Source organism: Flectobacillus longus (assembly GCF_030056705.1).
GTDB classification, from domain to species: Bacteria; Bacteroidota; Bacteroidia; order Cytophagales; family Spirosomataceae; genus Flectobacillus; species Flectobacillus longus.
The window spans coordinates 1-26,318 of the sequence record NZ_JASHIC010000039.1 but is presented as its reverse complement, the minus strand read 5'-3'; the positions used below and the strand labels follow the sequence as shown (position 1 = coordinate 26,318).

General features: G+C 36.1%; 32 protein-coding genes and 1 tRNA gene. 24 read left to right on the top strand and 9 right to left on the bottom strand.

Going from position 1 to position 26,318, the window contains the following annotated elements:
* Nucleotides 1–8 precede the first annotated feature (8 nt).
* The 21 genes from QM491_RS23520 (at nt 9) to QM491_RS23420 (ending at nt 15,719) form a co-directional block, all read left to right on the top strand.
* Complete coding sequence (locus QM491_RS23520) at nt 9–707, top strand: hypothetical protein (RefSeq protein WP_283329988.1); 699 nt, start codon at nt 9–11, stop codon at nt 705–707.
* Nucleotides 707–1,165 carry a hypothetical protein gene (locus QM491_RS23515; RefSeq protein ID WP_283329987.1) on the top strand — a complete coding sequence of 153 codons (459 nt, stop codon included), beginning with the start codon at nt 707–709 and terminating at the stop codon, nt 1,163–1,165. Before QM491_RS23520 ends, QM491_RS23515 begins: the two co-directional genes overlap by 1 nt.
* On the top strand, nt 1,158–1,895 hold the full coding sequence (locus QM491_RS23510) for a hypothetical protein (protein ID WP_283329986.1): 738 nt from the start codon (nt 1,158–1,160) through the stop codon (nt 1,893–1,895). Before QM491_RS23515 ends, QM491_RS23510 begins: the two co-directional genes overlap by 8 nt.
* A gap of 14 nt (nt 1,896–1,909) precedes the next feature.
* The gene (locus QM491_RS23505; protein ID WP_283329985.1) at nt 1,910–2,107 is read left to right on the top strand and encodes a hypothetical protein; all 198 of its coding nucleotides are present in this window, start codon (nt 1,910–1,912) and stop codon (nt 2,105–2,107) included.
* Nucleotides 2,108–2,162: 55 nt separating this feature from the next.
* On the top strand, nt 2,163–2,825 hold the full coding sequence (locus QM491_RS23500) for a hypothetical protein (protein ID WP_283329984.1): 663 nt from the start codon (nt 2,163–2,165) through the stop codon (nt 2,823–2,825).
* Between the two features lie 20 nt (nt 2,826–2,845).
* A complete protein-coding gene (locus QM491_RS23495; protein WP_283329983.1) occupies nt 2,846–3,373 on the top strand; it encodes a hypothetical protein in 528 nt (175 codons plus the stop codon).
* A gap of 32 nt (nt 3,374–3,405) precedes the next feature.
* Nucleotides 3,406–3,921 carry a hypothetical protein gene (locus QM491_RS23490; RefSeq protein ID WP_283329982.1) on the top strand — a complete coding sequence of 172 codons (516 nt, stop codon included), beginning with the start codon at nt 3,406–3,408 and terminating at the stop codon, nt 3,919–3,921.
* Nucleotides 3,921–5,387 (top strand): tail fiber protein, encoded by a 1,467-nt coding sequence (locus tag QM491_RS23485; protein ID WP_283329981.1) that lies wholly within the window; start codon nt 3,921–3,923, stop codon nt 5,385–5,387. Before QM491_RS23490 ends, QM491_RS23485 begins: the two co-directional genes overlap by 1 nt.
* Before the next feature lie 27 nt (nt 5,388–5,414).
* The gene (locus QM491_RS23480; protein WP_283329980.1) at nt 5,415–5,753 is read left to right on the top strand and encodes a hypothetical protein; all 339 of its coding nucleotides are present in this window, start codon (nt 5,415–5,417) and stop codon (nt 5,751–5,753) included.
* On the top strand, nt 5,746–6,024 hold the full coding sequence (locus QM491_RS23475) for a hypothetical protein (RefSeq protein ID WP_283329979.1): 279 nt from the start codon (nt 5,746–5,748) through the stop codon (nt 6,022–6,024). Before QM491_RS23480 ends, QM491_RS23475 begins: the two co-directional genes overlap by 8 nt.
* Nucleotides 6,024–6,407, top strand: coding sequence for a hypothetical protein (locus QM491_RS23470; RefSeq protein ID WP_283329978.1), 384 nt, complete (start codon nt 6,024–6,026; stop codon nt 6,405–6,407). The genes QM491_RS23475 and QM491_RS23470 overlap by 1 nt, the downstream gene beginning before the upstream one ends.
* A 49-nt stretch (nt 6,408–6,456) precedes the next feature.
* Nucleotides 6,457–6,723 carry a hypothetical protein gene (locus tag QM491_RS23465; protein ID WP_283329977.1) on the top strand — a complete coding sequence of 89 codons (267 nt, stop codon included), beginning with the start codon at nt 6,457–6,459 and terminating at the stop codon, nt 6,721–6,723.
* 261 nt (nt 6,724–6,984) lie between these two features.
* Nucleotides 6,985–7,203: a hypothetical protein gene (locus QM491_RS23460; protein ID WP_283329976.1), complete on the top strand. Its 219-nt coding sequence runs from the start codon at nt 6,985–6,987 to the stop codon at nt 7,201–7,203.
* Nucleotide 7,204: 1 nt separating this feature from the next.
* Nucleotides 7,205–7,471: a hypothetical protein gene (locus tag QM491_RS23455; protein WP_283329975.1), complete on the top strand. Its 267-nt coding sequence runs from the start codon at nt 7,205–7,207 to the stop codon at nt 7,469–7,471.
* A gap of 3 nt (nt 7,472–7,474) precedes the next feature.
* Nucleotides 7,475–7,909, top strand: a complete 435-nt coding sequence (locus tag QM491_RS23450; protein ID WP_283329974.1) for a hypothetical protein — start codon at nt 7,475–7,477, stop codon at nt 7,907–7,909.
* Nucleotides 7,910–8,109: 200 nt separating this feature from the next.
* Nucleotides 8,110–10,287, top strand: a complete 2,178-nt coding sequence (locus tag QM491_RS23445; RefSeq protein WP_283329973.1) for an AAA family ATPase — start codon at nt 8,110–8,112, stop codon at nt 10,285–10,287.
* 171 nt (nt 10,288–10,458) lie between these two features.
* The gene (locus QM491_RS23440) at nt 10,459–11,208 is read left to right on the top strand and encodes a DUF6650 family protein (RefSeq protein ID WP_283329972.1); all 750 of its coding nucleotides are present in this window, start codon (nt 10,459–10,461) and stop codon (nt 11,206–11,208) included.
* A 154-nt stretch (nt 11,209–11,362) separates the two neighbouring features.
* Complete coding sequence (locus QM491_RS23435; protein ID WP_283329971.1) at nt 11,363–11,806, top strand: hypothetical protein; 444 nt, start codon at nt 11,363–11,365, stop codon at nt 11,804–11,806.
* 126 nt (nt 11,807–11,932) lie between these two features.
* Complete coding sequence (locus tag QM491_RS23430) at nt 11,933–13,135, top strand: hypothetical protein (protein WP_283329970.1); 1,203 nt, start codon at nt 11,933–11,935, stop codon at nt 13,133–13,135.
* Between the two features lie 539 nt (nt 13,136–13,674).
* Complete coding sequence (locus tag QM491_RS23425) at nt 13,675–14,355, top strand: Abi family protein (protein ID WP_283329969.1); 681 nt, start codon at nt 13,675–13,677, stop codon at nt 14,353–14,355.
* 308 nt (nt 14,356–14,663) lie between these two features.
* Complete coding sequence (locus tag QM491_RS23420; RefSeq protein ID WP_283329968.1) at nt 14,664–15,719, top strand: GTP pyrophosphokinase; 1,056 nt, start codon at nt 14,664–14,666, stop codon at nt 15,717–15,719.
* 221 nt (nt 15,720–15,940) lie between these two features.
* Here the strand turns inward: QM491_RS23420 and QM491_RS23415 are convergent, their stop codons facing one another.
* The 8 genes from QM491_RS23415 to QM491_RS23380 all read right to left on the bottom strand — a co-directional run bounded on the left by QM491_RS23415 (nt 15,941) and on the right by QM491_RS23380 (nt 20,498).
* The gene (locus tag QM491_RS23415; protein WP_283329967.1) at nt 15,941–16,396 is read right to left on the bottom strand and encodes a hypothetical protein; all 456 of its coding nucleotides are present in this window, start codon (nt 16,394–16,396) and stop codon (nt 15,941–15,943) included.
* On the bottom strand, nt 16,393–16,698 hold the full coding sequence (locus QM491_RS23410; protein WP_283329966.1) for a hypothetical protein: 306 nt from the start codon (nt 16,696–16,698) through the stop codon (nt 16,393–16,395). The genes QM491_RS23415 and QM491_RS23410 overlap by 4 nt, the downstream gene beginning before the upstream one ends.
* 411 nt (nt 16,699–17,109) lie before the next feature.
* Nucleotides 17,110–17,502 carry a calponin homology domain-containing protein gene (locus tag QM491_RS23405; RefSeq protein WP_283329965.1) on the bottom strand — a complete coding sequence of 131 codons (393 nt, stop codon included), beginning with the start codon at nt 17,500–17,502 and terminating at the stop codon, nt 17,110–17,112.
* 21 nt (nt 17,503–17,523) lie between these two features.
* Nucleotides 17,524–17,760, bottom strand: coding sequence for a hypothetical protein (locus QM491_RS23400; RefSeq protein WP_283329964.1), 237 nt, complete (start codon nt 17,758–17,760; stop codon nt 17,524–17,526).
* Nucleotides 17,761–17,840: 80 nt separating this feature from the next.
* A complete protein-coding gene (locus QM491_RS23395; RefSeq protein ID WP_283329962.1) occupies nt 17,841–18,635 on the bottom strand; it encodes a hypothetical protein in 795 nt (264 codons plus the stop codon).
* A 508-nt stretch (nt 18,636–19,143) separates the two neighbouring features.
* Nucleotides 19,144–19,656 carry a hypothetical protein gene (locus QM491_RS23390; RefSeq protein WP_283329961.1) on the bottom strand — a complete coding sequence of 171 codons (513 nt, stop codon included), beginning with the start codon at nt 19,654–19,656 and terminating at the stop codon, nt 19,144–19,146.
* Nucleotides 19,657–19,930: 274 nt separating this feature from the next.
* Complete coding sequence (locus QM491_RS23385) at nt 19,931–20,092, bottom strand: hypothetical protein (RefSeq protein ID WP_283329960.1); 162 nt, start codon at nt 20,090–20,092, stop codon at nt 19,931–19,933.
* A 217-nt stretch (nt 20,093–20,309) separates the two neighbouring features.
* Nucleotides 20,310–20,498, bottom strand: a complete 189-nt coding sequence (locus QM491_RS23380; RefSeq protein ID WP_283329959.1) for a hypothetical protein — start codon at nt 20,496–20,498, stop codon at nt 20,310–20,312.
* A 162-nt stretch (nt 20,499–20,660) separates the two neighbouring features.
* Here QM491_RS23380 and QM491_RS23375 point away from each other — a divergent pair, with 162 nt between their 5' ends.
* The gene (locus tag QM491_RS23375) at nt 20,661–21,014 is read left to right on the top strand and encodes a helix-turn-helix domain-containing protein (RefSeq protein ID WP_283329958.1); all 354 of its coding nucleotides are present in this window, start codon (nt 20,661–20,663) and stop codon (nt 21,012–21,014) included.
* 421 nt (nt 21,015–21,435) lie between these two features.
* On the opposite strand, the gene QM491_RS23370 is transcribed toward QM491_RS23375, so the two are convergent.
* Nucleotides 21,436–23,949: a M14 family metallopeptidase gene (locus QM491_RS23370; protein WP_283329957.1), complete on the bottom strand. Its 2,514-nt coding sequence runs from the start codon at nt 23,947–23,949 to the stop codon at nt 21,436–21,438.
* 422 nt (nt 23,950–24,371) lie between these two features.
* Here QM491_RS23370 and QM491_RS23365 point away from each other — a divergent pair.
* A tRNA-Glu gene (locus tag QM491_RS23365) sits at nt 24,372–24,443 on the top strand.
* A 287-nt stretch (nt 24,444–24,730) separates the two neighbouring features.
* Nucleotides 24,731–25,909 carry a tyrosine-type recombinase/integrase gene (locus QM491_RS23360; protein ID WP_283329956.1) on the top strand — a complete coding sequence of 393 codons (1,179 nt, stop codon included), beginning with the start codon at nt 24,731–24,733 and terminating at the stop codon, nt 25,907–25,909.
* Nucleotides 25,910–26,318 lie beyond the last annotated feature (409 nt).

Below are 26,318 nucleotides of genomic sequence, written 5' to 3'. Positions count from 1 at the left end.
TATACGAAATGAAACAAGGTGATATTCTTTATGCCAAAAGCTTACGATTCACAGCCTTTGCAGGAAAGAAGGAAGAACGAAAATACAATCCTTGGGTAGACACCACGAGTAATCGAAGCTTTCTGACCTACTTAATACCAGGCGTTGGGCAAGTCATCGGTCTGGTTGATTTTGCGACAGGCTATCAACAATATGACGACAGTCCCATTGGCAACGAATTAAAGTTCTTGGCAGAAAGTGACCCCGATACCGTTCCCATGCAATTATTCATTGGTGGCTCAACCTATCCACCACAACGTAAGCTCTTAGTAGAGTTTGAATTTGGGGATGTGGTGGGCGTGTTTGCTGGTAAGACCAAGTATTTGGGTGGCGTTGCCTACGTCCAAGTAGCCGTCGAGATTCGTGGTTATACAGGTTCTGGAGATGATTTCCCTGTTCCAGCCTTGGTCTGGGTGAGACTATCAGATGTCTCCAATGACCAAGACGAACTCACCCAACTCGCTGAGCAAGGACAATCGGGTAATGTGGATACCAAAACCCTAAAAGAAAAGCTCTCTAAGGCGCCAACCAGTGCTACAGGAAGTGGATCTGGTTCAGGCTCTGACAATAGTAGTTCCAAAACAGGTTTAATCCTTGGTCTGATTGCTGGTGTGGTGCTGATTGGTGTCACGATTTGGGCAATTGTCACTCGTAAAAAAGAAGACTAATGAAAAAGACAGCAACGGACACTTCACAGGGTTTGGACACTTCCAAAACGGATAGTTCGAACCAGACAAATACGGATAAAAACGGCAAAACCAAGGTCGGTCAAGCTATCTCCAATATTTGGGGAGGTATTAAAGGTATTTTTACAGGAAAAACACAGAATCCTGTTTCAGCCAGTGGCACAATTTTGCAGGTAAAAGACAACCAAGGCAATGTCATAGCACAGAAGGAAACTAATACCAATTGGGGCGGAGTTTTGGCAGGTGTGGGACTACTTTTTACCAGTATTTTCCCCAATGCCATCAGTCAGGATTCCAACCTTAACAACCAACAACCTGACCCCAATGTTCAGCAACAACAGTTGCAAAGAACAGGTCAGAATATCCTTTGGGTGGTTGGTCTAGCTATTGTGGGCATAGGCACTGCCATTTTTATCTATTTAAAAAAGAAGGATGATTAGAATCGGAGTAGTATCAAAAGTGAAGGAAATAGACCTTGAGCTACTACGAAAAATCGTAGTAGCTATCAATAAGCAATTGGCACTACATTTTGCACCTTATTGGGCAATTGAAGCTCAAGCTACGGTTTTTAGTAGTACCTCGTTAATTCCTGTTGGCTATTTCCCTGTAACCATCGAATATGACATTGGCGAAGACCTTGGTGGCTTTCATGGAGTCGATGACGATGGTATTCCATTTGGCAAGGTTAGATATTCTAGCAAAGTCAGCTATGTTCTTTCGCATGAGATTCTGGAAATAGTTCATAATCCTTATCTAAAGAAGTTTAGAAAAACCACAGGGTTTAAGGAAAATGAAGATGACCCACTTTATGTTGAGGAAGTCGCTGATGCCACAGACGGAAAAGGCTATTTGATTGATGGTGTTGAAGTATCGAATTTCATCACACCCGACTGGTTCAACAAGGTTCATGTCGAAGGTATCAAGTATGATTTTCTTGGATTATTGAAAAGACCCCGTGAGTTATACGAAGGTGGATACATTAGCTGGCTCAGTGTGCAAGGAGAATACTGGCAGGCGGTCAAAACCAAAGGGAAACTCCTGATTCGAAAGCTCACAGGTTCAAGTGTAGCAAGTGAAACCAAGAACAACCCACTAGCTTGGATTATACCAAGTGCTGCCATTCTCATTGGAATTTTCACTTACCTATTTATGCAAAGGAAAACCTCTTAAATTCTTAATAACCTATGAAAAAGACCCAAAAGAAGTCAGAGGAGAAGCCTAAAAGAAGCTTTTCTCCTGCACAAAAAGCAGCCCAAAAGAAAGTAAAGCAAGTCAATCTGGAAGCTGTGAAAAGTATCTACGAAGCTGGCAAAGCTGGGAAACCATTACCAACATGGGGTAAAAGCCTAAAAGCTGCTTCCAAGAAAGTCTACAACAAGTAATTGCCTCTAAACCTAAATAGCCTTGACTGAATTTTTAGTCAAGGCTTGTTGAATCATGAAACAACACAAATATCCTCTTTGGAGCATCTTTCTGATAATACTAGCAGCAATATGGTTTTTCTGGGATAAGATAATGTTGTTTTTTACCCAAAAAGCGCAAAAGGAATTGGCAGCCTCTAATGCCAAAATAGACAAGGATACCGACTATTTACTCCAAGTATTAGCTCAGGATAGATTGGCGATGCAGAACCTCTCTCAGAAAATCGAAAAATTGAAAGAGGAAAAGAATGATGATACTCAACCCGATGGTGAAGTCAATAATCACTACAATACAACGGTTTACAAAGGTGTCGACTTCCAAGAAGTTCTAGCTGGCGAATACATCGTAAAAGGTCGCTTAATCACCATTAAAAACGGGCTTGCCTATCACTTCAATCCATTACTGGAAGAAAACTATCTCAAAGCAACAGGAATTAGTTTAGACAATGCTCCAGTGGGCGAAACACTCCATATTCAAGTCGAAGGAGTAGTTGAAATTGCCAATTGGGGACTCGCAGTCAATGCCAATTACTATGCTGGTCCTGCTGGACAATTGATGCCATCCGCACCTGATAGCAGTACTACCCAAGGTGTAACTCAAAGTGTTGGCTTGTCACTTACTCCCGAAAAGCTCAATATCGATTTCTCAGTATCCATTATCAATCAAATTATCACTTAAAAACTAAACCTTAATTTAAAATGCCAACTAAAAAACAAGCCATTATCAAGACCACCGACGGTAAAATGCAAGTAAACGTAGCAACAGATACTTCAGACGGTACTGCTGCTAACGCTGGTCGATTTTTGTTACTCAACGATTCAGGTATCGTTGATGATTCCGTGATTCCAGATTGGATGAAAGGTTTTCTTATCAAAGACAACTGCGTCGAAACAGGTGGTATTGCCGTGGGTAAAATGGTAGCCCTAACCTCAACAGGTTTTGTTTTGGCAGACAATGCAACCTTGACCAAAGATGTTATCGGAATTGCCGTAACCGTTGGCGTTAACGGTGCTCAAATGTCCGTTTTGACGGGTGGCAAATTTACCATTACAGGTGCAACATTTACCAAAGGGGCTAATTACTTCTTAGGTGCGGCTGGTGATGTTACTGTAACACCTCCAGATAACGTAGCCAATAAGCTATCCCAAAGAGTTGCAAAGGCATTAGCCACCACCCAACTGGTTCTTGAAATCTCAGAACCTATCATTACCTCATCATTGGCTTAGTTTTTTCCTAAGTCCTAAACCTATTCTAAATCATGGCAAAAAAGCAAGTTCTCTCAAAAAATACAAATGGCGATATTCAAGCAGTAGTAGCAACCGATACCTCTACAGGGGCAGTTGATGCTGGTGAATATGTTATTCTGAATGGTATTGGGGTACTCGATGAATCTGTTTTGCCCAATGAGATTTCAAACTTTGTACTCAAAGACAACTGTGCTGAGGCTGGTATTACGATAGGAAAGCTCGTTGCGTTATCTTCAACGGGCTTTGTGTTGGCAGACAATGGTTCTATTGCCAAAGAGGCAATGGGTGTTGCTTTAACAGCAGGAACCGTTGGACAACCCATGCTAGTAGCCATAGCAGGACGATTAACGATTTCGGGTTCAACCTTTGCTAAAGGAACACGCTATTATTTGGGTTCGGCAGGTGCAGCCATTGCCACACCACCAGACAACGTTGCAAACAAAATCAGCCAGTACATTGGGAAAGCACTGTCATCGACCTCGATTCACATTGAGTTTGGACAGTCGATTATAACCACTGCACTCTAATGAAAGAAAAAGTCCTTTTTAAATCAACGAGTGGGGTTTCTACAGAAAAGGTAATTGGCACACTTCCTACGGGAGGTGCTGCCAATATGCTCTTTGTCAAGGGCTCTACGACAGATTATGATGGGATATGGCAAGCACTTACCACGGCAATGATTACAGGCGCTTTAACTGCAGGTTCACTTTCGCCCTCTTTAATTGTTCAAGATAGTAACAACAGATTCGTAACGGATTCGCAAATATCGGCATGGAATGCCAAAGCCAATGCGACAGATTTAAACAACTATCTTCCATTAGCAGGAGGCTTTATGAGTGGTGCATTAAGATTCAGTAGCCCTTATGGACAAAACTATCTCTCAAAAGGCACTGGTGACGGTGCAACCAGCACTATCTATAATCTAGAGATTGCCTCTTGGTTTGGAATTGGATTTAAAGACACTTGCTATAACACAATCAATATCATATTCGATACCAGAGCTGGAAAAATCCAGACAAAGAAAGTTCAGATAACAGATTTCAACAACGGAGTTGTAGATGCTCCTGTTGTGGCTGCAGCTGATGGAACATTAGCCAAGAAAGCTATTAGTGCAGCTTTTGTGACAGAATCGACTGATAAGCGCTTTGTAACGGATTCCCAAATATCAGCTTGGAATGCTAAAATATCAGGTATCACTTTAGAAGAAGATTCTACTGCTAAATCAACAGGTAACACTGCCATTAATTTCAGTCATGGAGCGTATGCCATTGTTTCGGTAGTAGGAAAAGTTGTAAGATACAATGTGGATGTAGTTACGGACAACTCCCGTTGGTTAGACACTGTCACCAATCCTGTAGCAACAAACCTAGTCAAATCTAAACTCGATGGTAAAGCCGATTGGGGACATGGACATAGTTGGGACAGTATTTCTGGTAAACCTACAGAGTTTAATCCAACAGGGCACAGTCACCATTGGGATAGCATTTATGGTAAGCCCGGTGTTTTCAATGTGCTACTGAAAGAGAATGGAGGAGACAGAAGTGTCAATGCTGCCATTGATTTTTCTAATGGTACTTATAATGTCGCTCAGGTCGATGGCAATACCGTAAGGTATCACGTAGATGTCGTCACAGACAACTCCCGTTGGGCTGATTGGTGTACCAATCCCGTAGCAACCAACCTTGTCAAAAGTAAGCTAGATGGCAAGGCAGATTGGGGGCATAATCATCATTGGGATAATATCGATGGAAAACCACTTTATATCAATGGTTCTGTGTTGGTGAGCAACCTTAGGTTCTATTCTCCCAATGGCAGCACACTTGATGGAATGAATTACATTGGTCATATCAATTCGGAGGTGATTGCTTCTAATAGTATTTCAGTAAATGACCTTCGCTTAAATGGCACACCTACCTATGCCAAGTCAAGCGCTCCGTCTGGTTACCTGACGCTCGATGGTAACAGAGTCATTTTCGTCAACTCATTTTATTAATTTTTAACCCTCTAAATCACACACCTCATGTACAAAATCCTATTAGCTCCCAATGTAAAGGGCATCTCGGAAATTCTAGTGAACTATGACAACATTTCAGAAATGAAACAAACGGCTGAAATCTCCTACGCAGAAGTCATCGACATTTCGAAAATTGTAGATAAAGCTCGTTTTCCTCAAGCCGAAGGAATCTCACAAATCAATAAGATTTGGAGAGCCGAAGGACAGCTATTCGACGATTGGTACAACGAACCAGATACTCTTTTGGTTGAGTACCTTTTAGAGAACCTTGGCTTGACTTTCACCAGTATTCAAAAAGTTGATCCTCAATCTGGACAATTTGTAACTTTTAAGACCAATGAATAAGAAAAAAATCAATTTCAATACCTCATTTAGAGGATTAGACGATAAAACTGTAGTAGAAAATGGTCAGGAGTTAAATCTTGGTCAAATCTTAGCCTCACGTATTGCCTATAGTAACAGAGGCGCTGGGAAATTGATGTTTTTGGGCTTTGATATTTACAAAGGAAATGAGTTGGAGTTGGACGCCTCAGATGTTAGCTTACTACGAAATTTCGTAGAAGAGGACGAAGCCATAACCAACCTACTCAAGTATAGAATCCTTGAACTTTTGTAATGTTTAGTCAACTCTATCTACCCATTAAGCTCCCGCTCTGGAAGGTACGCCTTCTACAGGGCGGAGCTCTTTTGTTTGTATGCCTACTCATTGCAGTAGGATATTTCTATTATCAGAAAGATACCCAAGTGGCTAAAGCTGAAGGACAGAAAATAGAAATATCAGAGAGAATTGCCCATCGAGAGCAACAAAGGACGACCCTGCAAAAGATTGCCTACGAAGCATTCAAAAACGGACTTTCTACCCAAGAACAAATCCAAGAAAAGCACCATGAAGACGAACGCAATATCAATGTGTATATCCTTGCTCTGCCTGATTCTACCATTGAAGCTCTATTCACAGACCAGTACGGACAGCCTAAGCCAATCACGGTTTACAAATAAGTACTATCTGATAACGCCACTACAGCTACGAAATATCGTGGCTGACCGTATGAGGTATGATTCTTTGTTGGTAAGATACAATGCACTCATTCGCAACAATCAAACAGTGATTGAACCAGCCATAGATGCAGCCACACAATCCTTCGAACTAGCCGACCAGAACGCTCGTGACTATTCGAAAATCATTAAGCTAGACACCAAAACCATCAAGAACCAGAAGTTTCAAATCATCTGGCTCAAAGTCAGAACTCCATTGCTAGGTGCAGCTTTGTTTTACTTAGGAAATAAGTCGGTGACATGGGGATGGAAATTTTGATAGCAAATGTTTAGACCAGGGAATTACTTCAGCTCACTTTTTATCAAATTTTGATAGCAAAAATTCTATCGGCGCTCATTGCTCAGCTCCTGAAGCTCAAAAAAATGATAGCAAAATTTTACCCACTTTCTCTGGAGCAGTACTCAAGGACGAAGTCGACATCATAAAATTGATAGCAAAATGGTATAGAGCTGCCAACTTCACACCAGGGAAAAGGGTATATTTTGCTATCAAAATTTCTAAAGCACTAAACCTATAAATATGAATGACATAATTGGCACAGTTAGCAACCTTGTGGGAGGTCTATTTGGTAGTCAGTCACAGGACAATACTACCGATTTATCCCTACAAGGAACAAAATATGATGGGATTGCCTATCAAAAAGAAGTCGAACAAAACAAAAAGCTTACAACGTACCTCCTGATTGCTTTTACCATAGGAATCACAGTTTTAAGCGTATCACTTTTCAAAAGGAAATAATATGGCAAACATCGCAGATATTGGAAACATCATAAATTCTGGCATATCATCCTTGGGCAGCGCAGTCAAAAGCGTTTTCCAAGTCACCGAAACGGGCAAAACCAATAGAACTCAATTAGAAACCGATGCAGAAAAATACGGTAGTGATTCTGCTTACGCATCGAGTGTAACAGTTCAGCAAGGGAAAACGATAAGAGTCTTACTTATCTCTGTAAGTGCTATTTTCCTTGCCTTTCTAACATTTAAACTTGTTAGACTTTATCAATAACCTATGAAAAAACTCTTAATAGTTGCAGCTATGATAGCAGCAGTAGTAGTAGCCTATTTTCTTGGCAAAACCCCAAATAATAACTCCAATTCAACAGCTAGTAACCAGCTCGATGATTCAGACACCACTCAGAATTCAAGCAGTAGCACATCCAATACCAATACTGGTAACAGCTCCAACAATAGCAGCACTAATAACACACAAGGAAATGGGCAAGGAACAAACCCCGATGTAGTAGATACCAGCAAGTTTTATGATTATTGGTCTGAAAGAGGTGAATACATTTACCTCAGAAAAGGAGGCAAAACAGCAGTAGGTAATTATGCAGTAGGCTTCTTAAAGGATGGTAGAATGGTTTACACACATTATCAAAATGAAGGAACACCTGAGGAGACCATGCAATATAGTTTGTCACCAGAGTATTTACTTGTTTATTGATTGAAATGGGAGCCTATATGATGTAGGCTTCCTTTTTGTTTTATAGTAACTTGTACTTCTTTTCTATAATTTATTGACTTTCGTTAATAAAGATTAAACATGCCCTTATATTTCATGTTAGCTTTATATACGCTATGAAATTTAATTATATTGCGCATGTAAACTCGTTAGTGTTAATCTAAAACGACACCTCCAGACAAATGAACATAATTGAAATTAAACTTGAAAACTGTTTTGGAATTGGTAAGCTAGACCACAAAATCAACTTTGGACAACTAAATAGCAACTCCTGTCTTATTTATGCCCCTAATGGGACAATGAAAACCTCCTTTGCAAAAACATTAGACCTCATTTCTAAAAATGACGTTAAATCAATGCCATGTGACAGAGTGTATGATAACAGAGCAACAACACATATGGTTAACTGTGACGGTGCCGCAATACCTATAGAATCAATATTAGTAGTTAATGCTGAAGATAGTAGCTATGATTCCTCTAACAAGATAAGTTCATTTATAGCAAGCCATGAATTAAAGAAAAAGTACGATGAAATATATTTAGAGTTAGAAACTCATAAGACTGAATATATAAAGAAATTAAAACAAGTTTCCCAGAGTACCGACTGCGAAGCAGAATTTGTAAATGCTTATAGCCAGTCACCAAAAGATACTTTTTTTGAGGTGCTATTAACTATTTCCAAAAAGCTAGTTACGAAACCCCACACATACAGTTTTCGATATAATGACATTTTCGACAAAAAAGGAAATGTAAAAAAGTTCTTAGATAAGAACCAAAAACTCCTTTCAAACTATCTGGCCAAGTATGACGAGCTTCTAACAAAGTCTCAATTCTTCAATAATTCAAGAAATTCTTTCGGAACATATCAAGCAAATGAATTATTAAAATCAACGGAAGATAATTCATTTTTTGAAGCAGGACATAAGTTTACGCTAAGCGACAATGCAGAAATTACATCAGCAGAAGAGTTAAAACAGCTACTTCACACTGAAATAACCAAAATACTAAATGACGAGAAATTAAAGAAATCATTCGAACAAGTTGATAAATCAATTGGTGCGAATACTGAACTGAGATCTTTCAAGACTGCAATAGAAAAGGACAATCTTATACTTGTTGAGCTTGACAAGTACGAAGATTTTAGAAAAAAGGTATGGCTAAACTATATTTCTACTCTGGCAAAAGAAACTGAAGACATTACGAAATTCTATGAAAGTAAAAAAACGGAACTTGAAAAAATTATAAATGATGCTAAAAAGGAGTTTTCAATTTGGGAGGAAATTATTAAAACCTTTAATGAAAGATTTTATGTTCCATTTGAAATAAAACTTGTAAACCAAGAAGATGTTGTATTAAAGCAAGAAACTGCCAATCTTGAATTTGATTACAAAGACCCCAATGAAGCTCCTATAAGAAAAGATAAGCAATCGCTACTATCAATTCTAAGCAGGGGCGAGCAACGAGCCTTTTACATCCTTCAACTCCTGTTCGACATTGAATCTAGAAAGCAATTAAATCTTAACACATTGCTGGTATTAGACGACATTGCTGATTCTTTTGACTATAAGAATAAGTATGCAATAATTGAATATGTTAAAGAATTGCATAACAATCCAATTTTCAGACTAATAATACTTACTCACAATTTCGACTTTTATAGAACAGTTGCTTCAAGGCTTTCATTAAATTGGAAAGCTGCATTTATGGCGACAAAAAATGATAATAGAGAAATAGCATTAATTGAAGGAAGATATAGGAAAGATGTTTTCAGTAATTTTAAAAAGAATATTGCTAACCCGAAAATATTTGTAAGCATTATTCCTTTTCTAAGAAATATTATAGAATATACAGAGGATAGCTCATGTGTAAATTATGCAACTCTTACATCTTGCCTTCACATTAAGACAAATACAAGTACTATTACTTGCACAGACATTTTAAATTTAATGCATAATAGTTTTCCTTCAACATCTAATCAAAATATTACCTTTGGAGCGAAGTTGATAAAGGATTTAATCTACGAAACCGCAGATTCAATTGAACAAGAAAACTCTATAAATGAAATACTACTTGAAAATAAAATAACACTGTCAATTGCTATACGACTAAAAGCTGAAGAGTTTATGATGGCACAAATTCCCAATTCAGGTGCATTAGTTATTACATCAAATCAAACATCAGAACTGTTAAAGTATTATAAGCTTAATCATAGCGATAAATCGACAATAATAATATTAGAACGAGTTAATTTAATGACACCTGAAAATATACATGTAAATGCCTTTATGTATGAACCACTAATCGATATTTCTATATTTCATTTAATTGACTTATATAAAAAAATTAAGATGTTTGCTTAAAAAGCTAAAGTAAACTTGAGTTACTCTGGTTTTGCGTCAGGCGGAGTGTAGTACAAAATACAACAGCAGTTTTTCGATTGAACTTTAGTAATAATATAAATTCTTGTGCCCCGAAACCTGCCTGAACATATAGCCCGAAAAAGTTATGGAGAATTTTAAGATAACCGCATTATGAAACGTCCAAATGATTTTAAACTTGAAACGGTAAGGCAAGTAGCAGAAAGAGCAAGCTATTTTTGTTCAAATCCAAAATGTAGAAGAATAACAATAGGTCCTGACAAATCAAACCAAGCAAAATCTACAAAAACAGGTATTGCTTCTCATATCTGTGCGGCAAGCCAAGGCGGTGCAAGATATGACATGTCACAGACACCAAAAGAAAGACAAAGCATTTCTAATGCAATTTGGCTTTGTGCGACCTGTTCCGTACTTATTGACAAAAATGGTGGACATGATTATCCTGCCGACCATTTAAAAAAATGGAAGAAAGACCACGAAAGTTTAATGAAAGAATGTTTAGAAGGCAGTAAAAGAGTGATATTGCAACTTAAGCCAGTCACTGACCAATCAATTATATGTAGGAAAATTATTAAATTTTTAGAGAATAAAGGAGCCTTATTTGTTGACTTCAACAATGAAAATCCTCACTATGTGTTTGATAGTATTAGAGATATGCGAACTTTTTTTGTCAGCTTGCAAACCGAAATACTTGAAAGTTCTCCTCTTGAAGTAATAGTTGACAGTATGACAAATGCTTGTAGACATTTTATGAATAATACTCAACCAACAATGTCAATAAAAGAAATGGAATATGGATTAGGTGCTATGAGAAAGATTATTGGATTCAATTTAGCCGATATGAAGAAAGTATACAGTGTAACATTATCTACAAATCTTGAAAGTATATTACCGACAGAATAAAACCGCCTATAAAAACGGTTTTACAACAGTACTGCAAAAAGTCAAATGCTCAACTTCGGTAATTCTATATATCTCTACCGCTCTCAATTGGCAGGTCGGTATTACTGCGCCATAACAAATATACCGAACATTAGGCATCATTAAAAAACAAAAAATGGAAACTAAGAATACTGAGATACCCATAGAAATTCCTTTGGACTTTCCATACAAAACCAGCGACAAATTATTGCAAGAAAAAGTAGAAGAACTAGCTTGGGGCGTTGTGAAAACAACTCATACTAATTTAACGTATAAGTATTCAGCTATCGCTCAAATTGGTCTTATTGAGATGAGGAATCGCTCTAATGCAAAAAATTCAAAATTCGCCAAAAGAACAACGCTTTTTAGTTTATTCTTCAGTATAGCTGCTATTTTATGTAGTTTCATTGCTGTTTATTTTGCGTATAAAGACGACGAGACTGATACTGTTTGGCAGAATAATCAACTTGACTCGTATAATCAGATGACGATTGAACTTAAAGAATTAAATAAGAAAATTGACTCATTGACAATTATTATGAAAACAAGTACAAAGGTAATTAAATCAGAAGGAAAATAAACTAACGCTTAAGGGATCCAAGTATCTTAAATTCTTAAAGTGGTTTACGACAGACTGCCATTAGTTTAAACTCTCTGACGACAAACCCAAACAACTAAGGAATGAAAAATTTGAAATATTGGTATAATGAAAATTAAAGTTGACTTTTACGACAAAGAGCAGAAAGAACTTATAGAAAAAAATTTCCCTAAGGATTTTGAGCTATTTAAAAAAAATGACGGTAATCATGTTGATGTATCATTGGAGGACTTTAAAACCTATGCCTACTTTAGACATCAATTCAAAAAACCTAATGGCAAGCATCAAACATTTTTAGACCTTATACCTCTAGCTAAAAACTGGGGACATTACGACACCTATTTTGAACTTCAAGGAGACAAATTTGTAAATATCTACCCCGAAAGAATTGAAGCTGCTGACGTTTCAGAAATGATTGGTGTTGCAGGTGGACTGGCAGTAGCTAGTGCAATCTATGGTTTGACACAAGCGGACTGGACTAAAATCCCAATTACCACAGCACATAAAGACTTTGATTTTAGCCACATCTCCTGTATTACTGATAGGTTTATCAACATAGAAGCTAAAGGAAGTATTGCTGATGACAATTCAGTTAAGGAAAGTTCAGTTTCAAATTTAAAGGCCAACATACTAAAAAAGAAAAAGGACGATGGTTTTAAGAGAAAGTATAATTATAAAAGGGACAGTTGCATTGGAATAATAACCGTTGCAGATAAAACAAAGAATTTACAGTCTTGGTTGGTCGACCCAACTATTGATGACTTTGATAGCTCACCTGAAAAAACTAAGCTCATAAAACGACTTTATTTTTATCATTCAATCTTTAGGCTGATATCTAAACGTTCCTATTTATCTATAACTTTGGCAAATAGGATTAAGACGATTGAACTTATATCTGATTATAAAAAACTTGATAATATTCCACTATTGGATTACAGTTTTGATAAAATTCAAATAAACGAAAGTTTCATCAATGCACGTTCAAGAACTTATGACAAAAAGATTATCGGAAGTACTTTCCTTATTGACAAATCAATCTATTTCGTTGGAATAGAAACTGACCTAATAAATTCAATCATTAATCAAAACTTTGACGATATCTTATCTCTAAAAACTAAGCCTTCAACTGAGCTAGTAACTCTTTTTTGTAAAATTTCAAAACGTAGAGAACAAGATATTACCTCATCGGAAAATTCAAAAATAAAACTAAAAAAACAACAAAATAAGGGCGAAAATTACATCTATTTTGATGTGGAGACAGACTTAATCAAAAATTCATCTGGCTTGTGTATTGCAAGACAGAAACTATGAAAAAGGAGCATCCACCAAAAGTTGCATTGCACAATGGTGGATAATGAAGTTAATAGAGTACTATACTTTGTATAAACTTTTACTGGGTATTGACCCTTTGGGTCTCCGAGACCAGCTACCAAATCGTTGTATTCAATGACAGGATGACCGTGTCTACGGCAACTGACCGACCAAAACAAACAATATTACAATAAGTCTTATCTCTGTTTGTAACTAGTAGGTTTAATCAATCATGATACTTATAGATTACTCTGTCCATTTAGATAAGTTAATACTAGATTAGCGGAATTTAAGGTATTTGTATTATATCCGTCGAAAATCAATACAGTTTATACTTTTATTCTGTAATAAATAAACCAAGATAAACTCTAATTAAGCATTGATTTTCCCCATAATTTGGGAATCTTTGTGAAAAGCTTAGAAATAATGACCTTATAAAAAACGAAACCCACTAGTTTGAATTACTTCAGGGACTAATGGGAATAAGATAGCACAAAGGTATAGTAAAATTCAGAAAATGCAAACAAATTCGAAAAATAATGAGATATAGTGACTTTGCCAGTGTAATGACCAGTGCCCGAATGAACCGTTATTTATTAGCTTGCGGTGGAAATACTCGTAACGCAATGACTCTTTACAGGAAAAATTTACAGCTCACTCAAGAGTTATTTACAGTAATAAGTTGTTTTGAAGTAGCACTAAGAAATGCTATAGATGCTACTATTTCACCATCTTTGGGTAATGACTGGTTAAGGGATGCTGTTTCTACTGGTGGAGTATTTGATACACCAAGGTGTCGTTTAACAAGAGATAATATTAACGATGCCATAAACAAATTAAATATCTACAGTCATTATAAGGTAGTTGCAGAATTAGGCTTTGGGTTTTGGCGTTTTATGTTTGCTCAATACCAATTTAATGCCACAGGGCGAATATTGTTGCAGGTATTTCCGTCAAAACCAACATCAACCCCAGCTATTCAATACAACAACACTTATATCTTTAATCAATTGGCTCAACTCAATAATATTAGAAACCGTATGGCACATCACGAACCTATATGCTTTTTACCAGGACAACCCATAAAAGATACTACGTATGCAAGACAACATTATAATTTAATATTGCAGTTATTTCAATGGATGCAAATAGATGAATCAGCTTTACTCTATGGTTTAGACCATATAAATACCGTTTGCAATGAAATTGATAGATTATGATACAAGTTCCACGGGCTATGGCTCAGGTTTCTTCCAAGTAAGATTTAAAAAAGTAATGATAGATTAAACGTTATACTAAAGTACTATCCTTTTACACAGTAAACGTGACAGTTCAGATGATATTTTAATTCTCTGTTATTTCATGTAAGCGCAATACTATTACAAAGACCTTCAACTACTTTGTAAAAGCTAACCCTTGATTTTGGAAAGGAAGGTATATTACTAACTCTGTCTTTAACTTTAATAAATCATAAATTTACAACTTTATTAGTATCTGAACACACAAAATATTTTTCATAAAATAGCTTATGAGCAAATCTGTTGACATCAATTCGCTTGAAAAAGAACATAAACTTGTCTTTCAAAAGTGTGAGTATTTCTGTAAAGATGTTTCAAACCAGATTCAGCATTTATTGGAAAAAGAGAACATTCAACTTGCGGTTCCAATTCAATATAGAGTGAAAACTTTTATGTCTATTTCTAACAAGATAACTCAAGGAAGATATAGTATAAAAAAATCAGTTCTTGAGTTGCAGGATTTGTCTGGAATAAGGATTATAACCCTTTTTACTATTGACGCACTAAAAGTTGTAGAACTTATCAAGCAACAATTTGAGATTATCAAAGAATATAATACGGCTGATAAGCTTGAAGATACGCAGTTTGGTTATTCTTCATTTCATATTGTCGGAAAATTAAGAGAAAATTGGTTGGATGTCCCATCATTTTCTCAGTACAAGGATTTAAAATTCGAGATACAAATTAGAACCTTATCTCAACATTCTTGGGCAGAAGTATCAAATATTTTTCAATATAAAAGTGAGGATAATGTTCCTAAACAGCTAAAAAGATCAATTAGCAGAATATCTGCCTTACTGGAAACCGTTGATCTTGAATTTGAAAGACTTTTAAAAGACAGGACTGCATATAAGGAGGATATTCAGCACCAAGATACAACAGATTTAATTTTGAATGTGGACTTGTTGGAGGAAGTCCTAAATAAAAAACTACCTATCGAACACAAAATAGTAAATGAAGACTATTCAGTACTTTTGGATAATTTGACCGTGCTAGGATATGAATCAGTTAACAAACTTTCAGACTTAATTGATAGTTATCTTGAGGAAACGATTATTGAAAATAAGAGAATAATAGATGGGTTTATGTCACTTTTTCAAAAGGATAAAGATACTAACTCATTTGAAACTTATGCCTTAAGAGGACATGAAGAAGATAGAATAAAGAATGGAGTTTTTTTTACTCAGTGTGGATTAATCAGACAAATGTTAAATTTAGACCTGAAAACAAATTGGAATGACTTGTACAAAGAAAAAAAGACAAGCATGAAAACTATTAAATATTAGATAGGTGGATATATACTCCAAAATCGTGAAGAAATATACCACTTCGTACTTGTATTTTTACAATATTATTTTTTGCCGAATACTAGTTTTCAATTTAAGTCAAAAATCGAAAAGATATGGTAAAACGTGATTTCATAATCATGAATAAACCTCCAACACAATATTATAATATACTTAATAACACCTTAAAATGTTGATCAGACAAATTAAGGTGTTATTTCCTAAATAATACTCTTATTGTAAAACTCCTCAACCGCCTCAGCCATCTCCTCAGTCATTTCCTCAAATTTCCCCCATGCTGGTTCTAGTCCTGATTCGTTATACCAATCCTGACAGTTCTTACTATACGATGGTTTCCAATTGGTGATTTCTTGGTCGAGTTTATCTCTGATGTTTTGTGAGGCATTGCTGCCATCCAAACCCAATATATTAAATAATGCTTGCGCTTCGTAGTATTGAAGCTTTAGCCTTTTCAACCCATTTTTCTTTAGTTTGATAAGCTCTGGATTGACCAAGAACCAATTGGTATAGAGTGTGGCTACTACTAATGCTGGTTCAATAGTTACAGACTTCTGAACTCGAAAGTGTGCTTTAATCAATTGGTATTGTCGGTAACTAATTATTCTTAGTACCTGATACTCATAAAGGTCAATATCGAGATAAATTAGATTAATCATTGGTTGAGTTCGTTTGCTACTTCTATAAATTGACAGAATCCCGTGATGGCTTGCTTGAGCTTTTTATTTTCAATCTGTAATTCTTGTATTTCGTTGTTAGACTTGTGTCGGTGAGCGTTGTAGGTTTGTCTAAGCCCTTGTAACTCTTCTGTCTTCTCCCTGTAATCTCGTAGGATAAATTCAAAGACAGATTGCCCAGTTTTAATATTTTCTTTCTGCATAACTTGGTTCATGATTTCGACCAAGTCTGCATTTTCATCGTTGTCTAACCCACGTAGGGTCATCGTTGAGAATTGTTTCATTTTGATAGGATTAAAAATATGATGACTAAAAAAGCGGTAAATACGTTTGCGACAGTTTCTGCCAGCAATTCGACTTTTAGGTGTTCTTTACGTTTTTCCATGATTAGAGTTTATGAGCGTTGTTTTTGCAGTTGGCTTTGTGCGTAAGTTGGATGTTATAATTAATCACTACAAGGATGTATTCGCAACTATCAACTTCTACTAGAGATATTCCATGTTGTATCTGTTGATAAGGTAGAAGGTGCCTGTATTTAACTGGTGGTGATTCCTTCTGAGAAAAAGCTACAATCGTTATCAGGAGCAGGAAACTAACTATTTGGGTCTTTTTAAATTTCATGTTGTGCTATCAATTTTTAGTGAAGATTTGCCTGAACAGCGCGAGCTGCCTTGAATTTTGCTATCAAAATTTGCCTAAAAGCGAGCTGAAGCTTTTCCCTGGTCTTTCAATTTGCTATCAAAATTCTCTCTTGAAGTAATATGCCAATATCCACACTTGTCACACTCGTAAGCTCGTACAGGCTTTTTGTGATTTTGTCCAATGTATTTAATTGATTCCAGAAACCTATTAGCCTCTTTTTTCGAAATATAAATAACCTTTTTGCATGGGAAATAGACTATTGGTGTTAGTATGATGCCATCCCGTCGCTGAATTATTCTTTCGAGATTATTGATAATGTACTCTTTGAGTTCAGCATTAAAATAGCTCTTTGCTTGATGGATTCTCAATAGATACTCTGGTGGTACTCTACACAATTGAGTGAATTTGTATTTCCCAAAAGTCAAAAGTGTTTGGTCAGTGTACATAATTGATTGGGGGTAAATCAATTAATATTGTTCTGTAGAATTCTGAATGTCCTCAAATGCACTCTCTAAGTTTGATATGGCATCTTCCAGATTAGAAAGAGAATTTTCCATTTGGCAATACCTTTCACTACTTTGTAGGTTTTCAGGCATATTATCTAGTTTATCTTGTTCCTCATCCCTGATAGTCTCTACTCTATCTTTGATTTGAGTAATTTCCTCAAGGATTTTGGCTAGTTCTTTTCTTTGATTCTTGTTCATCTTAGTAAAGCGTTTAAATTGATTCTACAATTAAGGTTATGAGCGTCCGAAATTGGCAGACGCTCAATTCCTTCTTTTAGCTATTTTATACCATAGATTTGACGTTTTTTTGCTTCAAATTCCTCTCTGGTTCTTTGTTGGCGCTCAATACGAGCTTCTTTGGCTTGTCTGGCTTCTTCGTGGGTTGGTGTTACGGCAGGTAGTGGAACATCCGCTATTTTATTGTTAAAATTTGTTCCATCATAACTAGGGAATCGAACCTTAACACAATCCTTGAAATAGCCGTCAATTCGTTCCTGTGGGACTGTATTGGATTTAGAAAGGGTCAACATATACTCGCATAGATGTTCGTAGTTTTTGAAGAAATTGTAGTTGCGTGGGAGCTTCACATTAGCAAGTTCTTCTTTGTACTTTTTACCTCTGGTTTGCTTGTCTGGAAACTGTGCATACAATACCGCTTCAAAATTGGGGTTTTGCTTTGCCTCAACACATCTGACATGGGTATCAAAAAGCTTATTAATTAGAGTATTGATTATGGGGTGCTTCATTATCTTTTCAGAGCCATTGAAGCCCTGTGGGGAGATTGTTAGGAATGGAGTGGTGTTTGGGTTCAAAACGCTGTAAAAGTCGATTCTAAGGCATCTAAATACGTATCCTTTGGTAAATAGCATGGTAAGCTTTTGGCAAAGGACATAGACTTTATCTTCGTTCTCACGGTGGTTATTTAGCATTGAGTATCCAACCATTTCTAGTGCTGAATTCTGAGTGGGGTCTAACTGGATAACCCAATAGAAGCTTGATTCTTGTTTGTTACCATAAAGTTTGCGTGGTGCGATGCTAGCGAATTGGCTTTGAGGAATCTGAAAGTTTGACATTGTTTTGTGAGTTTAGTTTTGAGCAAAGAATTCCCATTCAGGCAGGGGCGTCCTATCTGTTATTCTGTTAGGGAACAGTAATAAAAATCTAAAAAAAACACGTTAAGAGTTATTCTAACTAAAATGTTATGCTACTATGATTAACAAGAAATGTTAGAATAACATAATGAATAACTATGGAATAACAGAGCGCGACTTTGAAAAAAAAACTGCTAAAGTACAGGCAATATTTACCCACCCTAACACAAAATGTATGTTTGGAAAAAAGTGCATAAATCCCCCTGTTAGCTACGCAGGCAGAATTAACGAGTCGCTATATACGTGATTGTCTAGGATGAATCCATAAACGGAAAATTTAAAGATGAAAGGTTACTTACAAAAGGCTTACGCCTAGCTCAACACAGGGAATCGAACCCACTTACCAAGGATACTTTCTTGATAAAGCCAACATTGTTGAAATAAACACCCAACCCAAGCGAGTCGGGTGTTTATGATGCTCTCTCTAAACTTACTTCATTGTGGGTGCTACCATTCGATAGCCCGCAATATCTTTTCTATAATGGTACTCATATCGTGGGTCAACTTTCACGAGCGAGCCGTCAGTCAATAACAATTGTTGCATAGAGTAACCCGAATAAGTAATCCTCTGGATTTTACTAGACAGGTCAACTTCTTTTAGTTCCTCTTTTCTCTCCTCAATAATCTCTTCTAAATCAATCTGCTTTGCTACGTTTTTTCGTGGCTCAGGCTTTATTGGAGGAGCTATTCTTGCAGGCTTTTTTCTAGGATTCAAAATAGAGTCAAGCACGTAGTAGGGATGCTCAAATTGTCGGTCGGGTGCTAGAATTATGACCATCAAATCGTAACAGTCCATTACATTGATTTTGCAAGTATCAAGCTTATAATTCTCATGGAAAACCCTAGTATTCAACCCTATCTCTTTTAGTTTTAGCCTAAAAGATTCTTGTTGATTAGCATCCATGATGTCATAGACTTTGTTGAGGATATTCGGACGTTTCATAGGTTTAAGGAATCTTGTCAGTGGCTCTTTCGTAGAGCCACATCCCAAATACAACCAAACAAACTAAATCAACTAAAACAGACATTTTACAAACAGTTAGTAGGTGGTCGTCTATTGTTCTTAAAGTACCAAGCCATGAGTAATCCTCCGATTACAAAGCCAGCATAAATGTGAAAGTCGCTATTCATGAGTTTAATATTAGAGTTGAAAATGACAAAATTAAGTAAAAATCAACTCATCAGTCGAATACCAACTTGTTGGGACGTTTACTTGTTTACTCATCGGTGTCTTTGCCGTAAAGCAAATCCCTCAAAAACTCAGAACGATTAAGTCCTTCACCCAACATCGAGATTGAAAAAGCACCCAAACACATTGCAAGTATAAACTGCATAAGTGGGTCAGCGGACAAAGAGCGAACTAATTCAGGTATATTCATAGTGTAATAGAGGGTTAAATGAACGTAATGAACTATTAATCGAGTAAAATAAATTGCGTAATTGGTCAAGGAAGACAGGGGTGGAAATAATAAATACCACTCTAAACCCCACCCCGTAAAAGTCTTCCTTGATTTCCCTGTGTTGAACAGTTTAAGGGAACTTAATTAATAAGGGTATAAGGATTTAAAGTTGTCTTAAAGTAAAGTTGATGTAACTTTATAACAATTTGAGTTCCTTAAGAAAATAGTACTCCTCTTTTTCGGTGATAGCAATGTATCCACAGAGTCTATTTTGAACAGACCTAACAGTTTTTCCAATTTTGCCAGCAATGTTCTTTAAAACAATCCCTTTATCAGGTCTGGATTTCTCATTGTATGCTTTTTGAATTTCTGCTAATCTTGACATCTCAAATAAAATTTTAACATAAAAACAACACTATTTTACAACTTTCGTTGTACTTTCGTTTAGCTTTCATCTAAACTCTTGGCAAATATTAAACTTTATTTTTGTTTGTCAAAGAAAAATGACAAAAAGTTTAGTTTTTTGAAAAACTTAATTCATAATCACATGAAAAATTTTGCAGAAAAATTGAAAAAAGCTCTTAAAGACAAGGGTGTCAAGCAGAAAGAACTTGCTGTAAGAATTGGAATGTCAGAAGCAGGACTCATTAAAATGATTGCAAATGGTTCTGTTCAGGTTGAGACACTTGAAAGAATTTGTGAGGAGCTACAGTTACCAATTACATATTTCTTAGAAGTTGATATTAAGCCTGAGGGCTTTTGGAAGAAGCTAGTTGAGGACACAATGGAAGAACTAAATCAATGGAAAATAAGAGCCTACAAAGCTGAATCCCAATTGACGCAAAGCGGAAATTTTAAGTATGTTAGTAGAAGACAAGGCGTGTTGGCGAGTATGGCATAGGCTTTTTTTTTGCCCCATTTACTAACATTTTTACTAACAGTTGCAAGTTTCGACTTGTAATGCCCTGAAAATCAACAAGGTTCGAATCCCTACGAGACCACAAAAAGCGAGTCATACGGCTCGCTTTTTTGTTTTTATGCCTTGATAATTCTTTTTCAAAATCTATTATAAGGTATAATAGACTAGAGGTCCTCTCCTATTTAATATCATTTTCTTTGCACACAGCTCTACTACTCCTATGTATTGTCAGAAAATTAACTAAATTCTCATTCGTAATGGAGTGTTATCTCCCAAATTATCCTTTTGCCTGTTTCTCATGTGTTTAAAACAGATATTTAGACGTATAAATGGCAGCCAATGAAAAAGGGGCTTAACAAGATAAAGTTATCTTATTAAGCCCATTTTATAGATATCTAAGATTTTAATTTCCAATTACGAAAACAGCATTACCAAATAGCAATTTACCATTTTGCCAGAAACCTCTAAACAATGGGTTGTTAGCCAAGTAAACTACATTACCACGTCCCATATCTTGAACACCCCAAATCAAGGAGTTTTTTAATTTTTCTTGAGCCTTTACTCCTGCAAAACCAGCGATTAGGTCTTTCGATTTAGTGATACCAACATTCCATCCATCGTTAAGATATTGATAAGCAGCACCTTCTAGTACTAAACTAAAATATGTATTGCCATAACCAAATGCTAATGGATGAGTCGTGTCCATGGTTACTCGGTAAATACTACCTGGCGTTTCTTCTGAAATAGATTCACGCTCCGCGTTACCATAAATTTTCAACTTACTTTCATCTGATTCTTTCTTTTTCTCTTCCTCCTTAACCTTCAATTCGAAGCCCTCTTTTCCAGCTAAAGCTTTCAGCGCGTTTTCGATAGCGATAAGTCTACCACCATTACGAACCCATTCTTTAATTTTTCCTAAAGTAGACTCATTCAAAATTCTATTATAGTTACCTCCTGGCAAAATCAATACATCAAATTGTGAAAGGTTGGTGCTTCCCAAAGTGTTTTCTGGTAAAACAGTAATTGGATATTGGATTTGTTGGTCAAAGAAATGCCAAACTTCCCCAAAGCCTGTTGTACTAATACCTTCGCCAGCCACAGTTGCTACTTTTGGCATTTTTAAGAAAACCACATTTTCTGAACCAAAATCAGAACCTTTTGTTGCCATACCTGTAGTAACAGCTGTAAGTCCAACACCTAATTTAGTAGCCTCATCAGTTAGGATTTTTTCTAAATGAGCACCCAAACGCTCATTGCCTGTACGTGTAATCACTAACGTTCCAGCAGGATAGGTTTGTCCTTCCATTTCGAAAGATTTAGCAGCGCTACGGACTTTGATACCTTTTTGCATGATTGCAGACAAGAATTTTAAGTCAGTAAATGACTGCCATCTAGCCAAATAGGCATAAGCATTATCGGTCTTAGTTATTTTGTTTTCAAAATTTACTTTGGCAGTTGGATTCAAACGATCTTTCAAAGCATAAGCTTTTAGGCCATAGGCATAAGGTAATGACCATGAAGTTATATCATAAGTCATTGAGTCTTCTACCATTGTTTTAGGTTCCATCAAAATTTTCAAGAACATTGAACGCGGTTGGTATAAGTTAAAAACTACATCTTCTGCTTCAACTTTTACAAAACCAGATTTGTCATCATGATAGCTATAGCCATTTGCCATATAATCTTTTCCTGCTACGCCATATTGAAAACCCTCTTTGTCAAGATAATTCAAAAATTCTTTCACGCGAGCCTCCTCTCCTTTGGTTTTGATAACATACGATTTGTATGGACCAATTGGATTTTTTGAAGTATTATCATGAAACTTAACAAACTCATTTACGGCTTTATCTGCATTAGCAGAAATTGCATCTAAACATGCAAATGAAGTGCTAAAATGATGGTCAATTCTTTGTTTCAGCGTCAGAGTATCACCATCACGTTTTGCGATACCCAAGCCAGCACGACCTGAACCACCCTGTTCATACGTCATACCAAAAGCACCATTATAAGTTGGATAAGTGTCTCCATAAGAAGGATAAAGCAAATCAAAACGTTCTTTTGAAAAATATAACCAACCATTTTTATCAAAATCTTTTTTATTGTAATCTCCAATAATTTTTTGAAACTCGCGTTGCCAAGCTGTTATGTCTTCATGATATGGCTTGGCTGCTGGAGAAAAATAGTAAGGAGATTCAACACCTTGTTCATGGAAATCTGCATGTAATTGTGGCATCCACTGGCGATACAAGGCCATTCTTTCTTGCGATTCTTTTTGTACTTGCCAAGCCCAGTCACGATTCAAATCGAAGATGTAGTGATTAAAACGACCTCCAGGCCAAGGCTCTTGGTGTTCCCAAGCAGCAGCATTTGCATTGTACCTTGCTCCTACTTTTTGGTTATACCAGTTGGCATAACGATCATAACCATCTGGGTTGATAGACGGGTCAAGAATCACAACAGTATTCGCCAAAATTGCTTTACTACGGCTCGAATTAGGATTTAATAACTCATGAATAACGAAAGGTGCAGTATTAGTACCACAAGATTCATTACCATGTACATTGTAGCTCATCCAAGCAATAGCAGGTTGTTTGCGCGAACTAGGTTTACCATCCAACAAACCAATTGATTTGAGGTTATTAGTACGAATTTCCTCTAAAGAGGCAAAGTTTTCAGGTGAGGCTACAACGGCCACAATGAGTGGGCGCCCCTCATTGGTAGAACCATACTGAATTAATTTTACCTGAGATGGATTTTGAGCTGCCACATATTCGTAATAGCTTACCACTTGATGATGTCTCAAAAATCGGTCTCCTTTTTTAAACTTCAAAAATTCCTCTGGCGACTGCATTTGGGCTTGTGAGGTAAAACACAGTAGCAAGAACATCATAAGGTTGATGAAAGTAGTTTTTTGCATGATGTATAAGTTTATATGATAAGAAAGCTCAAATATAAGCAATAAGGCGTTTTAAGCAATCTACTAATTAGGAGTTAGTAGATGAGTATTAACAATTTCGGAAAAATGAACAGTACACAAGAATATTTATGAAGAAATCATTACTCCAAAATTTCAAAAATTTATTTACTAGGTTCAAAATATAATTAAAGAAGGTGAAACAAGTAATTAGGGACAATAATAAAAAATTAACAGTTTCGTACTGACACATATATACTTTTGTTAATCAGAGAATTGTACAATAATTATGCAGATAATAGTCAAAAAAGATAAAAAAAATTATACTTTTTTATGACAAATGTTTGCATCGTATGATTAAACCTGCTAATTTTGCATCACGAAAAATGACAAGCAAATAGCTTTGTAAGATTTCGTCCCCACAAGGTCCGTTCGTCTAGGGGTTAGGACACGTCCCTTTCACGGATGAAACACGGGTTCGATTCCCGTACGGACTACACAGTGATTATTAACGACTTGCAAGCGAGCTTTTTAGCTCGCTTTTCTTGTTTTTAGCATATTCCTTCTTCATGCTGAAACCCTCAAAAAAAGCTTCAATACGTGCAACCAAGGCATATTTTACGATTTACTAACAATTTTACTTACACTTTTCTTTTTTGGATTTTTTGGAATACTTTTTGACACGGAGTAAACTTTTATTATTTAATATCAATTTTAAGTTTTACCAAATGTTAAAAATTCAAACAACTACCCACCTAGAAATGTAAGTTACACCCCTATCAACATGATGTCATTTTATTATTGGTTTCGTGAAGGTTCTTTCAAAGACCACGGCGTTATCTATTGTGAAATAAGAGTTGATGGTGAAAAGTCCGTTCCATTCTCTACTAAAATTAAACTTCACCGAAAACATTGGAATTCTAAAGAGCAGTGCTTCAATGGTAAAGAATCTGCCAAACATCAAAAAATGTTAGATTTCTATGAATTAAGATTCACCCAAATCTACACTCAAATATCCTATGAGAAACCGAATGAACCAATTAGACCATCCGAAATACTGGATAGACACAGATTTGCTCACGTTGGCGAGCGAAAGACCAAAGAAAAAGAAATTGAGTTTATTGACGTCTTTAACGAGTTTCTGGCTGACCAGAATAAATTATTAAAGGCTGAGAAACTTAAGGAAATCACAGTTAGAGGAAAAGAAGCAAAGTATTCAATTATCAGGGCATATTTGGGTAAGAAGAAACTTATCTCAATTTCAATCACAGAGGTGAACACCTCCTTTTTAGACGAGTTCAAGTTTTATCTCCAGACATCAAAGTATAGAGATAGTACTATTGAAAAGTATCTGGTTTTAATTAAAGAAGTATCTACCTATGGAGCGTCTAAAGGATACTGTAAAGAAAGAGTTCTGGATGATTATAAAATTGAGAAAGCCAAAGCCAAAGAACCAGTGTCACTTACAAAAGAAGAAATGGATAAAATGGAAACATTAGAGCTGTCACCAATCCAGCGAACTACCTTAGATATTTATCGCTTCTGTGCTGAGACTTCCTTGAGCTATACAGATTATACTTCTCTTTCAGACGAGGATATTGAGATTGACAAGGAAAAAACCATTTGGATTAAACTGAGTCGTGAAAAGACAGATACCAGCCAAAGAATTCCTCTTAATTCCAAAGCACTTGAAATTTTCCAACAATATGGAGGCGCAGCATTAATGCCTAAACTATCTAACTATAGACTTAACATTCACATTAAGGTAATTGCTAAGATGGCTAAAATCAGAAAGCATATAACTTTTCATACTTCTCGAAAGAGCTTCGTAGATTATTCCTTGAATGAATTAGCAATGCCTGCCACAACCATTCAGGCAATGGTCGGATGGAAAAATACCAAGCAGCTTTCAAGGTATGCAAAAGTAAAAGACTCCACGATTAAGAAACAGTTTTTGAAGTAAATAATTAAAAAACTAAGTATTAATCATTATTTATTAAGTGGTAACTACGGTTATCACTTTTTTTTTACCTTTGCATTCGCTTCAACGTTTATACATATAGTTCTATAAATATCTCGTGGAGTTCTCAGCTAGTATTCAATAAATCAATTAATAATTTACAACCTAAAATTCAAAATGAAGCTTACACAAAACTTAATGAAACACTTTCTACGCACGTTATTTGTTTTTGCAATTCTCCCTTCAGTATTCATACTATCATGTAAAAAAGATGACCCAATACCTAGTCCCAATGTAAGCTTCCCCAAAAATAGTACGGATTAAAAGTTTAAAAAGTGTGATATTTTTTAACTTTAGGTAAGTATTATGAAAATCAGCAAATTTAGTCCGACCGAAATTGCCAAGATTCTTA

What these genes read in the sequence shown, in the direction of transcription:
- QM491_RS23435 (WP_283329971.1), top strand. Translation starts at nt 11,363, where the DNA reads ATGGAAACTAAGAATACTGAGATACCCATAGAAATTCCTTTGGACTTT.
- QM491_RS23420 (WP_283329968.1), top strand. Translation starts at nt 14,664, where the DNA reads ATGAGCAAATCTGTTGACATCAATTCGCTTGAAAAAGAACATAAACTT.
- QM491_RS23380 (WP_283329959.1), bottom strand. Translation starts at nt 20,498, where the DNA reads ATGTCAAGATTAGCAGAAATTCAAAAAGCATACAATGAGAAATCCAGA.
- QM491_RS23470 (WP_283329978.1), top strand. Translation starts at nt 6,024, where the DNA reads ATGTTTAGTCAACTCTATCTACCCATTAAGCTCCCGCTCTGGAAGGTA.
- QM491_RS23425 (WP_283329969.1), top strand. Translation starts at nt 13,675, where the DNA reads ATGAGATATAGTGACTTTGCCAGTGTAATGACCAGTGCCCGAATGAAC.
- QM491_RS23400 (WP_283329964.1), bottom strand. Translation starts at nt 17,760, where the DNA reads ATGAACAAGAATCAAAGAAAAGAACTAGCCAAAATCCTTGAGGAAATT.
- QM491_RS23370 (WP_283329957.1), bottom strand. Translation starts at nt 23,949, where the DNA reads ATGCAAAAAACTACTTTCATCAACCTTATGATGTTCTTGCTACTGTGT.
- QM491_RS23445 (WP_283329973.1), top strand. Translation starts at nt 8,110, where the DNA reads ATGAACATAATTGAAATTAAACTTGAAAACTGTTTTGGAATTGGTAAG.
- QM491_RS23385 (WP_283329960.1), bottom strand. Translation starts at nt 20,092, where the DNA reads ATGAATATACCTGAATTAGTTCGCTCTTTGTCCGCTGACCCACTTATG.
- QM491_RS23460 (WP_283329976.1), top strand. Translation starts at nt 6,985, where the DNA reads ATGAATGACATAATTGGCACAGTTAGCAACCTTGTGGGAGGTCTATTT.
- QM491_RS23375 (WP_283329958.1), top strand. Translation starts at nt 20,661, where the DNA reads ATGAAAAATTTTGCAGAAAAATTGAAAAAAGCTCTTAAAGACAAGGGT.
- QM491_RS23510 (WP_283329986.1), top strand. Translation starts at nt 1,158, where the DNA reads ATGATTAGAATCGGAGTAGTATCAAAAGTGAAGGAAATAGACCTTGAG.
- QM491_RS23395 (WP_283329962.1), bottom strand. Translation starts at nt 18,635, where the DNA reads ATGTCAAACTTTCAGATTCCTCAAAGCCAATTCGCTAGCATCGCACCA.
- QM491_RS23410 (WP_283329966.1), bottom strand. Translation starts at nt 16,698, where the DNA reads ATGAAACAATTCTCAACGATGACCCTACGTGGGTTAGACAACGATGAA.
- QM491_RS23500 (WP_283329984.1), top strand. Translation starts at nt 2,163, where the DNA reads ATGAAACAACACAAATATCCTCTTTGGAGCATCTTTCTGATAATACTA.
- QM491_RS23455 (WP_283329975.1), top strand. Translation starts at nt 7,205, where the DNA reads ATGGCAAACATCGCAGATATTGGAAACATCATAAATTCTGGCATATCA.
- QM491_RS23405 (WP_283329965.1), bottom strand. Translation starts at nt 17,502, where the DNA reads ATGTACACTGACCAAACACTTTTGACTTTTGGGAAATACAAATTCACT.
- QM491_RS23450 (WP_283329974.1), top strand. Translation starts at nt 7,475, where the DNA reads ATGAAAAAACTCTTAATAGTTGCAGCTATGATAGCAGCAGTAGTAGTA.
- QM491_RS23475 (WP_283329979.1), top strand. Translation starts at nt 5,746, where the DNA reads ATGAATAAGAAAAAAATCAATTTCAATACCTCATTTAGAGGATTAGAC.
- QM491_RS23495 (WP_283329983.1), top strand. Translation starts at nt 2,846, where the DNA reads ATGCCAACTAAAAAACAAGCCATTATCAAGACCACCGACGGTAAAATG.
- QM491_RS23505 (WP_283329985.1), top strand. Translation starts at nt 1,910, where the DNA reads ATGAAAAAGACCCAAAAGAAGTCAGAGGAGAAGCCTAAAAGAAGCTTT.
- QM491_RS23430 (WP_283329970.1), top strand. Translation starts at nt 11,933, where the DNA reads ATGAAAATTAAAGTTGACTTTTACGACAAAGAGCAGAAAGAACTTATA.
- QM491_RS23440 (WP_283329972.1), top strand. Translation starts at nt 10,459, where the DNA reads ATGAAACGTCCAAATGATTTTAAACTTGAAACGGTAAGGCAAGTAGCA.
- QM491_RS23415 (WP_283329967.1), bottom strand. Translation starts at nt 16,396, where the DNA reads ATGATTAATCTAATTTATCTCGATATTGACCTTTATGAGTATCAGGTA.
- QM491_RS23480 (WP_283329980.1), top strand. Translation starts at nt 5,415, where the DNA reads ATGTACAAAATCCTATTAGCTCCCAATGTAAAGGGCATCTCGGAAATT.
- QM491_RS23360 (WP_283329956.1), top strand. Translation starts at nt 24,731, where the DNA reads ATGATGTCATTTTATTATTGGTTTCGTGAAGGTTCTTTCAAAGACCAC.
- QM491_RS23465 (WP_283329977.1), top strand. Translation starts at nt 6,457, where the DNA reads ATGAGGTATGATTCTTTGTTGGTAAGATACAATGCACTCATTCGCAAC.
- QM491_RS23490 (WP_283329982.1), top strand. Translation starts at nt 3,406, where the DNA reads ATGGCAAAAAAGCAAGTTCTCTCAAAAAATACAAATGGCGATATTCAA.
- QM491_RS23485 (WP_283329981.1), top strand. Translation starts at nt 3,921, where the DNA reads ATGAAAGAAAAAGTCCTTTTTAAATCAACGAGTGGGGTTTCTACAGAA.
- QM491_RS23515 (WP_283329987.1), top strand. Translation starts at nt 707, where the DNA reads ATGAAAAAGACAGCAACGGACACTTCACAGGGTTTGGACACTTCCAAA.
- QM491_RS23390 (WP_283329961.1), bottom strand. Translation starts at nt 19,656, where the DNA reads ATGAAACGTCCGAATATCCTCAACAAAGTCTATGACATCATGGATGCT.
- QM491_RS23520 (WP_283329988.1), top strand. Translation starts at nt 9, where the DNA reads ATGAAACAAGGTGATATTCTTTATGCCAAAAGCTTACGATTCACAGCC.